General features: G+C 54.4%; 10 protein-coding genes and 1 pseudogene. 4 read left to right on the forward strand and 7 right to left on the reverse strand.

The annotated features are described in order from the left end of the window. Nucleotides 1–118 precede the first annotated feature (118 nt). Both HV127_RS20625 and HV127_RS20630 read left to right on the forward strand, forming a co-directional pair. Nucleotides 119–445, forward strand: a complete 327-nt coding sequence (locus HV127_RS20625; RefSeq protein WP_182238359.1) for a hypothetical protein — start codon at nucleotides 119–121, stop codon at nucleotides 443–445. A gap of 206 nt (nucleotides 446–651) precedes the next feature. After that, nucleotides 652–981, forward strand: coding sequence for a hypothetical protein (locus HV127_RS20630; protein ID WP_182238361.1), 330 nt, complete (start codon nucleotides 652–654; stop codon nucleotides 979–981). A gap of 177 nt (nucleotides 982–1,158) precedes the next feature. On the opposite strand, the gene HV127_RS20635 is transcribed toward HV127_RS20630, so the two are convergent. The 7 genes from HV127_RS20635 to HV127_RS20665 form a co-directional block, all read right to left on the reverse strand. Then, on the reverse strand, nucleotides 1,159–1,818 hold the full coding sequence (locus HV127_RS20635; RefSeq protein ID WP_182238363.1) for an O-methyltransferase: 660 nt from the start codon (nucleotides 1,816–1,818) through the stop codon (nucleotides 1,159–1,161). 15 nt (nucleotides 1,819–1,833) lie between these two features. Continuing rightward, nucleotides 1,834–3,213 (reverse strand): efflux transporter outer membrane subunit, encoded by a 1,380-nt coding sequence (locus tag HV127_RS20640; protein WP_182238365.1) that lies wholly within the window; start codon nucleotides 3,211–3,213, stop codon nucleotides 1,834–1,836. Continuing rightward, on the reverse strand, nucleotides 3,210–4,295 hold the full coding sequence (locus HV127_RS20645) for an HlyD family secretion protein (protein ID WP_182238367.1): 1,086 nt from the start codon (nucleotides 4,293–4,295) through the stop codon (nucleotides 3,210–3,212). Before HV127_RS20645 ends, HV127_RS20640 begins: the two co-directional genes overlap by 4 nt. 21 nt (nucleotides 4,296–4,316) lie before the next feature. After that, nucleotides 4,317–5,969 carry an MFS transporter gene (locus HV127_RS20650; RefSeq protein ID WP_181482393.1) on the reverse strand — a complete coding sequence of 551 codons (1,653 nt, stop codon included), beginning with the start codon at nucleotides 5,967–5,969 and terminating at the stop codon, nucleotides 4,317–4,319. Further along, nucleotides 5,969–6,400 (reverse strand): MarR family transcriptional regulator, encoded by a 432-nt coding sequence (locus tag HV127_RS20655; protein WP_182238369.1) that lies wholly within the window; start codon nucleotides 6,398–6,400, stop codon nucleotides 5,969–5,971. Before HV127_RS20655 ends, HV127_RS20650 begins: the two co-directional genes overlap by 1 nt. Nucleotides 6,401–6,705: 305 nt before the next feature. After that, entirely contained in the window at nucleotides 6,706–7,980 is a 1,275-nt protein-coding gene (locus HV127_RS20660) for a Glu/Leu/Phe/Val dehydrogenase (RefSeq protein WP_110274809.1), read from the reverse strand. Nucleotides 7,981–8,349: 369 nt separating this feature from the next. After that, the gene (locus HV127_RS20665) at nucleotides 8,350–9,675 is read right to left on the reverse strand and encodes an MFS transporter (RefSeq protein WP_182238371.1); all 1,326 of its coding nucleotides are present in this window, start codon (nucleotides 9,673–9,675) and stop codon (nucleotides 8,350–8,352) included. Between the two features lie 373 nt (nucleotides 9,676–10,048). Between HV127_RS20665 and HV127_RS20670 the strand changes: the two genes are divergently transcribed. After that, nucleotides 10,049–10,843 (forward strand): YdcF family protein, encoded by a 795-nt coding sequence (locus HV127_RS20670; protein ID WP_182238373.1) that lies wholly within the window; start codon nucleotides 10,049–10,051, stop codon nucleotides 10,841–10,843. A 367-nt stretch (nucleotides 10,844–11,210) separates the two neighbouring features. Then, a pseudogene (aldA, locus tag HV127_RS20675) lies at nucleotides 11,211–12,649 on the forward strand (aldehyde dehydrogenase). The last annotated feature ends 119 nt before the right edge of the window (nucleotides 12,650–12,768 follow it).

Raw genomic sequence — 12,768 nt, forward strand, 5'->3', positions numbered from 1 at the left:
GGAGTGAAAACGCCATGCCGACCTGATATTATTTTTTATTGCATCCATTAATGTGACTGCAAGAAGCAAAACTACGATATTAGATTATTGATTTTATCTATAGGGAAATAGATTACATATGAATAATAAATTAATAGGGCTTATTACAAGTTTAGCCGCCGTATTCTGTGCACCAGCCTCAGCCGGGGCCGGTTGCCCGGCAGAACTGCTGGCTATTAATAATTCAAATTATATTATTCTGACAAAAATGCCGCCAATGATGCCAGACGAAGATTCTCTTACCGTGCAGTTTTCTGGCCGTGGAAAGCTTTATGATTATGAGTCATCCGGCTCCATGTCTCTCTCCCGCTGCGATCTCCTGGAGAAGCAAGTCGTGCCTGCTTCTCCAGATAGATGTATGCGGGTTTATTTTCTGGTAAAGTATTATATTATGCTGTATTTATAAGAGAGTATGAAATTTAGGTTCATATGCCTGTATTGAAATTGAGAGCATTCAGCCACCTAAAAATAATTTTCTAACATGGGAGCAAATGTCTGAATTGAATTTTTATAAGAAAAAATATGAATAATACATTAAATCAGGAGTGATGTATGCTTATGGCAAACATATTAGTGTTGGTGAACATGAAAATTTTTAAATTAAGGTAGGGTATGAATAAAAAAATTGTTTATTGGAAGGGGATATGTGTTGGTGAGATGCTGTGTTCTAAAGTAGATAATTTCTTTGAGTATGGTAAATGGAAGCCTTACGTAGATGTTCCTGAGTTGTCTTTATTTTTACAGGAAATTGAAGTATTTGATGAGGCTTATGTTTGTTGTGGTAATATAGAGTGTGGTTTTATTGCTACAGTACAAGAGGTACCTTCAGATTATATAGAGGTTGTGTGTAGGGGGGTGTATCGTGATTTAAAAACGGTCATTCATACATCTGAGTATTACGAAAGTTTATCGTTTAAGAATCTATCTACTATGGTCATCTAACACTACATCGTGAATTGAGTTTATTCGCAAATTTTTGCCTTAAGCCCTGGGAGTAAAAATATTCCGTCCTCCTACGACTCGAATTATTTGGGCATATTCCCTAATATGCACTTATGTTATAAATAATAGGTTCCCGGATCCGGAATTTATGCCGCGATCCAGGCAAGCTCTGATAATTTATGCGTTCACCCACGCCAGCGTAAAGCCATCCCAGCCTTTGCTGCCTACCGTTTGCAGCGCCGTAACCGTCAGGCGCGGATCGCTGCCCATCATCTCGATAAACGCTCTTACGCCCTGAACGCGATCGTCCGTGCTGTCCGGGTTAGTCACTTCACCGTCGCGCACGACGTTATCGCCAATAATCAACGTCCCCGGACGGGAATAATGCAGAGCCCAGCGCAGATAGTTTGGGTTATTCGGCTTATCCGCATCAATAAAAATCAGGTCAAACGGCGGGCAATCGCCCAGCTTTTCGAGGGTTTCCAGCGCCGGGCCTTCCAGTACCTTAACCTTGTCATCAACGCCCGCCAGTCGGAGGTTTTCCCGCGCTACGGCGGCATGATGGGCATCGGCCTCCAGAGTGAGTAATTCGCCATCAGTGGGTAATTCTCGGGCCATCCAGATGGTGCTGTAGCCGCCAAGCGTGCCGATTTCCAGCACGCGTTTTGCGCGGGTCATTCGTACCAGCAGGGCCAGAAACTGCCCCTGGTTGGCGGCGACATCGATAGCCGGAAGCCCGGCGCGCTGGTTGTTATCGAGAACCCGCTCCAGTATCGGATCGCTGGGGATTAATGCTTCAACGAGATAATTATCTACTGCCGTCCACTGTTGCTGCATGTCAGACTTCCCGTATTACTTCCCTGGTGAATCAGACCAGCCGCCTCCCAGCGACCGGTACAAATCAATTTGTGCCAGCAGCAGGTTGTTTTTCACCTGCACCACGCTGAGTTGGGTGGAGAACAGCGTGCGCTGAGCGTCCAGCACGTCTAAGTAAGATGAGTAACCGTTGCGATAGCGATTCTGGGCGATACGCAGCGTCTCCTGGGCGACGTTCTCCTGCTCTTGTAACTCCGCCAACTGCTCGCCGTAGCGGCCAATCGCATCGAGGCTATCGTTCACCTCCTTAAACGCACTGCGCACCGTTTTCTCATAGCCGTACAGCGCCTGATTGCGCTGGGCCATCGACACATCCACCTGAGCATTTAGCGCCTGACGGTTGAGGAGCGGTGCCAAAATACTGCCGCCAATGCTCCATAAGCGTAGCGGATTATCGAGCAGATCGGGCAGGGTACGGTCCTGCATGCTGCCGGTGGCGGTAAGGTTAATTGACGGCAGCAGCTGCGCCTGCGAGGACGCCAGCGTGGCGTCGGCGGCGAGCAGTTGACGTTGGGCCTGAACGATATCCGGGCGGCGGTTAAGCAGCGTTGACGGTAGCTGTGCCGGCAGCGTCAGCGGCGTCAACTGGGCGAATTCATTGCGCTTAATGGCTCCCGGGTTAGACCCGATCAGCAGGCTAAGCGCATTTTCCTGCTGGGCGATTTGGTGCTGCAAGGGTGGGATCTGCGCCCGCGTAGAGCGCAGTTCCGAATCCGCCTGCATTAGCTCCAGACGGGAGGTGTAGCCCGTCTCAAACTGGCGTTTCGCCAGATTAAACGCATCCTCTCGCGATTTTTGCGTTTGCTGCGTCACCCGCAGCTGTTCATCCAGCGAGAGCAGAGTAACGTAGCCAACCGCCACCGACGTCGCGACGGTCAGGTTCGCCGCCGCGGCAGCGGCCTTTTGCGCCTCAAGGCTAGCCTCAGCCGCGCTGGCGGCGCTACGGTTTGCACCCCAGATATCAACATCGTAACTGGCGGTTAGCGCGCCTTTATACACCGTACTATGGACAGGCAGGCCGTTCGCTGCCGACTGCGAACGCGCGCGGGTGCCGGTTAGTCCGGCGTCAAGAGAGGGAAACAAGCTGCTGTCGGCGGCATAAACCCGCGCCTGATACTCATTCACCCGCTCGCGGGCAATCAGCACGTCGCTGTTGTAACGCAGCGCCTGATCGACATACAGATTGAGCGTGCTGTCATGAAGGTTGCTCCACCACACGCCTTCCATCGGGCTGCCTGGACCAACATCCGCGCGCCAGGCGGCGGGGATTTGTAACGTGGGGGCGGCTTGCTGGATATCGGCAGACTGACAGCCAACCAATGCGAGAATGACGGTGAGGGTGAGCGGGCGGATCATTGTTTCTCCTCCCCGCGCGTATCAATGGTGAGCTGCACCGACATCCCCGGACGCAGCCGCTGGTGGTTTTTCTGTCCCTCATCCACGGCGATACGCACCGGAATACGCTGGGCGATTTTGACAAAGTTACCGGTGGCGTTATCCGGCGAAATGGCGCTGAATTCAACGCCGGTCGCCGGGGAAATACTTTGTACTGTACCGGTGAATTTTTCGCTGTTCAGCGCATCGACGGTGAAAGTCACCCGCTGTCCCACGCGCACCTGCGCCAGCTGGGTCTCTTTTAGATTGGCGATCAGCCAGTGCTGTGGCGGTACCAGCGAGGTCAAATGCGTCCCGGCGGTGACGTAAGCGCCCAGTCGGACGGAAATCTGTCCTAGCTGGCCGTCAGTCGGAGCGACTATTCGGGTGTTTTGCAGGTCGATCTGCGCCAGCTCCAGCGCCGCTTTGGCACTGGCGACGTCGGCCACCAGCGAGTCACGGTTAACGATGGTCGATTGCAGATCCTGACGTGACATCTCAAGCGTTGCCTTCGCTTGTTCAATATCCGCATTGCCCTGCGCCGCGCTGGCGCGGGCAGAATCGCGCTCGCGAATGGAAAGGGAACCGTCGGCGGTCAGCTCCTGAACGCGTTTCAGATCCGCCTGCGTTTTAAGATTCTGCGCGCGGGCGTTTTGCAGCGCCGCTTCGTTACGCGCGATCACCGCCTCGGCGCTTTTACGCTGTTGCTGATTATTCTTCAGCGCCGCCTCTTTCATCGCCACCTGAGCTTCCGCCTGGTGAACGCGCTGGTGATAAATGCGATCGTCAATCTGAAACAGCACGTCTCCGGCTTTTACCTGATTGAAATCCTGCACCTTCACCTGAGTGATATAGCCGTTAACCTGCGGGCTAATAAAGGTAGTCTGCCCGCGCACATAGGCGTTATCGGTAAACTGGCTTTGACGGGTAAATGGCGGTAGCTGCCAGGCGTAAAGAATAACCAGTACGCCGACGATACCAATGGCGGCGGCGGTAAAAATGGATACCACGCGAATATTATTACGGGTGTTGGCCTGTTGTTTGGCCGCATCCTGCTGACTCATAACGACTCCAGAGTGAAAATTTTATTTGCTGCCCGTGGCGCGTTTCAGCGCGATACGGGCGGTAATACGCAATCTTATTAAGCGCCAGAAAACCCATACCAGCGTGGCGGCGGAAATCGCCGCCGTCAGCAGATACGTGTCATTGTAGGCGAGAATATTGGCCTGTAGCGTGGCGGCGTTTTGCAGCAGCGTGGTAGCCTGAACGTTCAGTAGCGTGCTGTCGCCAATCTGGCTTTGGTACATCTGGCTGTATTGCTGTAACCGTTCGGTGATCAGCGGATTAAGCGTGGTGAGCTGGTCGGCAAGCTGGCTGGAGTGAAACTTCTCCCGCCAGGTCTGGAAGGTGCCAAGAATGGCGGAGCCCAGCAGGCCACCGATGTTTTGGCTCATACCAAACAGTACCGAAAAACTCACCAGGTTGCGCTGATCGGCGATCACGCCGCCAATGCCCGCCAGCATCGCCGGAGCGAGGAAGAAGGCGCTGCCGAAACCGAGCAGGAACTGGCTGAACATCAGCTGTTCTGGTCGCGTGAGGATCGTCGACTGGCTGTCGAGCAGTGAGGCAATCATTATCAACGCCAGCGCCGTGGCGGTGGGCCAGTAGAGGCGCTGCGGATTTAGCGTCAGGCAGCTGGCGACAATCCCGCAGGCGATCCCGGCAAAAATAGACCAGGCCAGATTGGTCATCTGCTCATTTTGCAGGCCGACGTACTGCAGCCAGCCGATCACCCCCGTGTTTTGCTCCGCCAGCACGATACGGATCAGCAGCATAATCAGCCCGAGGCGCAGAATACTGCCACTGGAGAGCCATTTAGTATTGAGCAGCGGGTTGCTGCGGTTATGTTCAAAGGCGATAGCGGAAACAATCAACACCACTGCGCCCGCCAGCGACCAGCCAATCCACGGCGCTTCAAACCACCAGTCCAGACGCCCCAGCGACAGCACTGCGCACACCAGCGCCATCCCCGGTGCCAGCAGGCAGAAGGTGATGAAATCCTTCTTCTCGAACACTTTTTTGCGATCGCTCGGCGGCAGCTTCAGCGCCATCACGCAGGCCAGCGACACCAGCGCCAGCCCCAGTTCGAAGAAGTACAGCCCGCGCCACTCATCAATTTGCAGCAGTTCGGTAGAGAAAAGGCGGGCAAGGGGGATCGCCAGCGAGGAGCCAGTGATGCCGATAGTCAGCGCCTTTAGCCGATGGCGGGCAGGCCAGGCCTGCACCTGATAATAAATCCCTAACGAGCTGAGTGCTGCCGCCACCATGCCATGCGCCGCGCGCACCATCAGGGCTGAACTGAGGTCGTTAACGAACAGGTGGAAGAAGGTCACCAGCACGTAGAGCACCAGAAAACCTTCGGTAAAGGCGCGCAGGCCAAACTGCTGGCGGAATTTCACCAGTAGCAGGTTGATGGAGACGTTAGTCATCACGTAGACCGCCGGTAGCCAGGCGATCTCTGTCGACCAGGCGGCAAAGGTCCCCTGCAATAGCTGCAGGTTGGCAGTGACCACCGCGTTGCCCAGCGCGCCGGTCAGGCACACCAGCAGCCCGACGATTCCGTAGGCAATACGTTTTGGCGTGCTGTGAATAGGCGTTGAAGGTGAGCCGAGAATGGCCGGTTTTTCATGCGGGGCCCAGTCGTGGGGAACGTAGGGGTTACTTTTACGGCGAGGCATTATTTTTTCTCCACCTCGCGCAGCAGTTTTTCCAGCACCCGCTGGGTCTGCTGCTGTTCTTCTGGGGTAATGGCAGTGAGGATCTCCTCACGCAAACCGTCGGCCACCGTTTTCACCTGTTGATAAATCTCAAGGCCTTTGGCGGTGGCGATCAGCAGCCGTTTACGCTTATCGCGTTCGGTTTTGACCCGCTCAACCAGGCCGAGATCGACCAGTCGGTTAAGCAGCGGCACGAGGGTGGCGCTTTCGACGCCCAGCTCCTGGGCCAGCTCGCTTTGTGATAGCGGCTGTTCGTTGCGCGCAATGGCAGCAACGGCGACCCAACTGGCCTGGCTCATGCCAAGGTTTTTGAGGCGACGGTTGACCGCCAGCCGCCAGTGGTGGGCGGTCAGATATAAAAGATGGGAGAAGTTAAGCTGTCGGTTGTCCATAGGCCAGTCTGCAATATCGTTAGAGCTCTAATGATTTTAGGCCTGGCTAAAACGAGAATTCAAGCTGATTGATAAAAATCGGTTAACGGTATGTGCGCTTATTGTAGGGTGATAAGAAAACACAACCGGTTGGGCTAAGAAGGTGTTGCATTGCCTGGCGGCGCTACGCTTGCACGGGCCTACGGGAGGATGCATAACATGTTGGTACCGTGGGTTTTGTAGGCCGGATAAGGCGTTAGCCGCCATCCGGCGAAAATACGAGCAGCGAACCTAAGCCCGGCATAAACCGGGCTGAGAAGGTCAGATTATCCTGGATAAATACCGCGATCTTTACGCGCCATCAGGATACGTTCACAGGCTACGATATAGGCGGCAGTACGCAAAGAGCACTCTTTTTCAGCGGCTTTTTCGCAGACATGAACGATCGCATCGGTCATGATGCGGTCCATTTTGGCGTTGATCTCCTCTTCGCTCCAGAAGAAGCTGGCCATATCCTGCACCCATTCAAAGTAGCTCACGGTGACGCCGCCGGCGTTACAAATAACGTCCGGTACCACCACGATGCCGCGTTCGGCCAGCACATCATCGGCTTCCGGGTAGGTCGGGCCGTTAGCGCCTTCCAGTACCAGTTTGCAACTGATGGTTTCGGCGCGTTCACGCGTAATCTGGCCTTCCAGCGCCGCCGGGATCAGAATATCCATCTGCGTCGTCCAGAACTCCTCTTTGGCGATTTCGCGCGCGCCGGGGAAACCGGCAATCTGTTTGTTTTCGGCCTGCCATGCGGTCAGCGCGGCCATATCAATGCCGCCTTCATTAAACAGGGTGGCGGTGTGGTCCTGAATCACCACGATACGCGCGCCGACGCCCGCGAACAGGCGTGCCGCTTCGCTACCGACGTTGCCAAAACCTTGTAACGCGACTTTCGCGCCTTCAATTTCGATCCCGCTGCGGCGAGCCACTTCGCGTCCGGTCACAAATACGCCGCGTCCGGTGGCTTTTTCACGGCCCAGGGAGCCGCCGAGATGGATCGGCTTGCCGGTCACCACCCCGGTAATGGTGGTGCCGTGGTTCATGGAGTAGGTATCCATCATCCAGGCCATCACTTTACCGTTGGTGCCGACGTCTGGTGCCGGAATATCTTTTTGCGGCCCAATAATAATGCCGATTTCGCTGGTATAGCGGCGGGTCAGACGCTCCAGCTCACCTTCGGATAATGAGAACGGGTCGACGCGGATCCCGCCTTTAGCGCCGCCGTAAGGAATATTGACTGCAGCACACTTGATGGTCATCCAGGCAGAGAGCGCCATGACTTCATTCAGGTCTACATCCGGATGGTAGCGTACCCCGCCTTTACCTGGCCCGCGCGAGAGGTTGTGCTGGACGCGATAGCCTTCGAAATGGCGGATGGTACCGTCATCCATTTGTACCGGAATATCAACAATCAGCGCGCGTTTTGGGTGGCGCAGGGTTTCGATCCAGTAAGCGAGATCGCCCAGGTAGGGCGCGACGCGGTCGATTTGGCGCAGGTAGGTGGTCCATGGGGATGTACTACTTTCAGAAGCGTAAGATAACTTTTCCATAAGAGTCCTGTTTTGCAGTGATAATTATTTTGTTAACCGTGGAAAGAGACAGCGAGAAACTCTGTAACGAGAATGTTATCACCAATTTAATGGGACGGTATTTGGCAAAAATTCAGAATATGCTGTTGTTACGGGTGGGTTTGAGTTTTTTATGAATAAAAAAACGAGAAATAACGCCTGCTGCGGATGAATATGCATCTCTGTGCATTAAAGCCGTAGTTGTGGCTATTTATCCCTATTTATTAGAATCTTGACCCTCTTCAAAAAGTGAACAAAACGCTATGTAGATGTGTTGACTTTGTTGCATCTCAGTGGGCAGTTTTTCGGCTGCTGCCGACAACGGTGGTCCGCTGTCGGCAGCGCATTGGCTTATCGCGTCCCGGCCCGGGCGGCAATGGCGGCAGGCGCCTGCTTTATGCGGCTGGCGCAGAAAATAGCGATAAGTGAAATGACAACCGTTCCTGCCAGATACCACGCGACCGGCACCCAGTCGCCGTCATATTTTGCCAGCAGACCGGTGGCGATCAGCGGAGCGGTTCCTCCGGCAAGCGCTGCGCCCAGCTGGTAGCCGAGGGTGATACCGGTATAACGAACGTTAGCGCTGAAGATCTCTGAGCATAGTGTTCCCAGCACGGCGGTAACGGGCGCCCACAGAATGCCGAACGCAATCACCGTCGCCAGCGCAATACCCCACGTGGTGTGGGTATCCAGCAGCAGAAACCACGGCACAATAAACAGGCCAAGCAATATCACACTGAGCGTGTACATTTTTTGCCGCCCGACTTTATCTGACAAGAGTCCCATTAGTGGGATCATTACCGTGGCGACCAGCGCGCCGAGGGTGACGGCTTCCAATGCCTGGGATTTTTGATAGCTCAGCGTGGTGGTGGCATAGCTGACGACGAAGGTGGAGAAGATATAGAACGGTGCGGTTTCGACCACCTTCAGTCCGGCGGCAATCAGCACTTCACGCCAGTGAAATTTGAGCGTATCGCGCAGCGGCGCTTTCGCTACCTGGCCTGACTGTTTTACTTTCTTAAATTCCGGTGTTTCATCAATATCTTTGCGGATCCACAGACCGATAAGAACCAGCACCGAGCTCAGCAGGAAAGGGATGCGCCAGCCCCAGGAGAGAAACTGTTCTTCACTGAACAGCGTCATCAGCGAGACGATAAACGTGGCCATCAGCATACCGATGGTCACGCCAGCCTGCGGGATACTGCCGAAGAAGCCTTTGCGCTTTTCCGGTGCATATTCGTAAGCCAGCAATAGCGCGCCGCCCCATTCGCCGCCGATGCCCATCCCCTGAACGATACGTAAGGTAATCAGGAGCGCGGGTGCCCATAAACCGATCATGTCATAGGTGGGCAGCAGTCCAATGGCGACCGTTGCGCCGCCCATCAGGGAAAGCGTCAGGACCAGCGTTTTCTTGCGTCCGATCCGGTCACCGATGTGCGCGAAGACGACGCCGCCAATCGGACGGATGAAAAAGGTCAGTGAGAACGAGAGCCAGGAGAGGATTAAGCCAATCACCGGGTCGACCATCGGAAAGAAAATCTTGTTGAACACCAGCGCGGCCGCCGTGCCGTAAAGAAAATAGTCAAACCATTCAATGGCGCTGCCGGTGAGGCTGGCAATGAGCACCTTTTTGTTTTTCTTAAGGATTGATGCGGTGCTGCCGTCTTGTATTGTCATTATTCAATGTACTCCCGCCAGAATCATCACTATCAGGTGCTACCCAGCCTTTTACCGGTGCAACCTGGTGAGTGATGAGGTTATTTAATTGTTAAGAAAACTAGAGTTATGAGTTGCATTTAGCAAGTTTTGGGCGGCGAGGTGAGATGATCTTTGCGGTTTTTTATGGCAGATAGCGCGGATTTTTAGACCTGTTTTTAAACTAATACGCTAAAAAAATTGCATTTAGTGGTGAGTTATTCAGGTGCAACCACGCTGTTTTTGGACGTTTCTTGTTATTTCAATCTTGTTACAGATTCTCGTTTATTAACGATTAAAGGCCTGAGCGGTTTATGATGATGTTCAAGATGACATTGAGTGAAAAGGAGAGAGCATGTCAGAATATTTTCCATCGCTGCCGGAGGCGACATTAGACGCGGCAAACCGGTTGGGGGCCTGGCTGGCGCAAGATGATTTATCACAGGATCCGCAAATAGATGTGGTGGTACTGGCGGGCAATGCGGTGATCCCGACCATTGATTTCGCCTGCCAGCTAGCGGCACGTCATGCTGTGCCGTTACTGATCAGCGGCGGCATCGGCCATTCCACTTCATTTTTATACGACGCGGTATTGAGTGATTCTCGCTACCGGACGCTACCGGTATCGGGGCGCGCCGAGTCGCATATTCTTGCTGATATCGCTCATCAGTTCTGGCAGATTCCTCGTGAAAGGATTGTGGTGGAAGACCGCTCCACCAACTGCGGAGAGAACGCGCGCTTTACCCGACAAATGCTCGAAGAGAGAGGGATTGCACATTGCACGGGCGTGGTGATTCAAGACCCGACGATGCAGCGCAGAACGATGGCGACGTTTGCCCGCGTCTGGCAGGGGGAGGAGACCGCTGCGCCGCAATGGTACAGCACGCCGGGCTGCTCGCCTGTGCTGTGCAATAGTGATAACGGTTTAACCTTCAGTGGTGAGCAAGAGGGTCTGTGGCCGGTTGGGCGCTATCTGGCGTTAATCCTCGGCGAACTGCCGCGGCTGGCAGATAATCCGCAGGGATACGGCCCGCTGGGTAAGGGGTTTATCGCCCATGTGGATATTCCGCCGCATATTGTGCAGGCGTGGGAGACGCTGCGCGATGATCGTCTGCTGTCCGATGCGCTGAGCGCGCGAACGCTGGGTTAGATTTTTATTTCAGCAAAATGTCAGTGAAGGGGAATATTCCGTTCGCCCGCCCTCTGGCCGCCGTCCTGGCGGCCAGTCATGGATGCGCGCCTGCGTTCTCGCCAATTTTCTTGATGCGCTTAACCCCATCGCTGCCAGCCCGCATTAAAAACGTCTTATAACCAAGCGCAAATTTGCCCGTTTGCGTCAGGATTATCGCAAACGGGCATGATGTGTTATCGAATTGTGATTATCTCTGCGTCGAACTCCTCTATTTTTATGAAATAACTCACAAAAACACGCGTCCGGACTGTCGAATTGCCGTTCAGGAGATAGTTTTTAACATTAAATTCACTTGTTAAAAACAATAACTCCACAGGAGCAAACCATGACAGCACCCGTTCAACACCCTATGTACATTGACGGTCAGTTTGAATCTGGCCGCGGTGATGCTGGATTGATGTTATCAACCCGGCGACGGAAGCGCTGCTTTCGCGCATTCCTGACGGGAGCGCGGAGGATGCACAGCGGGCGATTCTGGCGGCTGAGCGGGCACAACCAGGCTGGGAAGCGCTGCCTGCTATTGAGCGGGCAGGGTGGTTGCGCAAAATTGCTGTCGGTATTCGCGAGCGGGCGGATGAAATCGCCGCGCTAATTGTCGCCGAAGGTGGGAAAATTCAGCAACTGGCGGCGGTCGAAGTCTCATTTACCGCTGATTACCTCGACTATATGGCCGAATGGGCACGCCGTTATGAAGGTGAAATTGTGCAGAGCGACCGTCCGGGCGAAAACATACTGGTCTTTAAACGCGCGCTGGGCGTAACGACCGGTATCCTGCCGTGGAACTTCCCGTTTTTCCTGATTGCCCGCAAGCTGGCTCCTGCGTTGATTACCGGCAATACCATCGTCATTAAACCGAGTGAATTTACGCCAAATAACGCCATCGCCTTTGCGCAAATCGTTCATGAGATCGGACTGCCGAAGGGAGTATTTAACCTGGTGCTGGGCCGTGGTGAAACCGTGGGCCAGGAGCTGGCGGGTAACCCGAAAGTGGCGATGGTCAGCATGACCGGCAGCGTGGTGGCGGGTGAGAAAATCATGGCCGCTGCGGCGAAAAATATCACCAAAGTTTGCCTTGAGCTGGGCGGAAAAGCGCCAGCCATCGTGATGGATGATGCGGATATCGAGCTGGCGGTCAAGGCAGTGGTGGATTCGCGTGTCATCAATACCGGGCAGGTGTGTAACTGCGTCGAGCGCGTGTATGTGCAAAAAGGGATTTACGACCGCTTCGTTAACCGACTTGGCGAAGCGATGAAAGCGGTGCAGTTTGGCGATCCGGCATCACGTGACGATATCGCCATGGGGCCGTTGATTAACGCCGCCGCGCTGGAGCGCGTTGAGCAGAAGGTGGCGAAGGCGGTCGCGCAGGGCGCCCGCGTTGCCCTTGGTGGTAAAGCGGTCGCAGGCAAGGGCTATTTTTATCCGCCGACGCTGCTGCTGGACGTGCGTCAGGAGATGGATATCGTTCATGAAGAGACGTTTGGCCCGGTACTGCCGGTGGTGGCGTTTGACACGCTCGAAGAGGCGCTGGCAATGGCCAACGACAGCGATTATGGCCTGACCTCATCTATCTATACTCGTGACCTGAATGTCGCTATGAAGGCAATAAAAGGGCTGAAGTTCGGCGAAACCTATATCAACCGCGAAAACTTTGAAGCGATGCAGGGCTTCCATGCCGGATGGCGTAAATCGGGAATTGGCGGTGCAGATGGGCGTCATGGCCTGAATGAGTATCTGCAAACTCAGGTGGTCTATTTGCAAGCCTAAGCCAGCGGGTAGCCACGCCTCCCGGAGGCGATGCTGCACATCTGTCCGGGCTACAAGTTTTGAGCCGTCTGCGGTCCCGTAGCCCGGGCAAGGCGCTTTGCGCCGCCCCCGGGAGGAAG

This window comes from Klebsiella sp. RHBSTW-00215 (genome assembly GCF_014103785.1).
Classification (GTDB): Bacteria; Pseudomonadota; Gammaproteobacteria; order Enterobacterales; family Enterobacteriaceae; genus Klebsiella.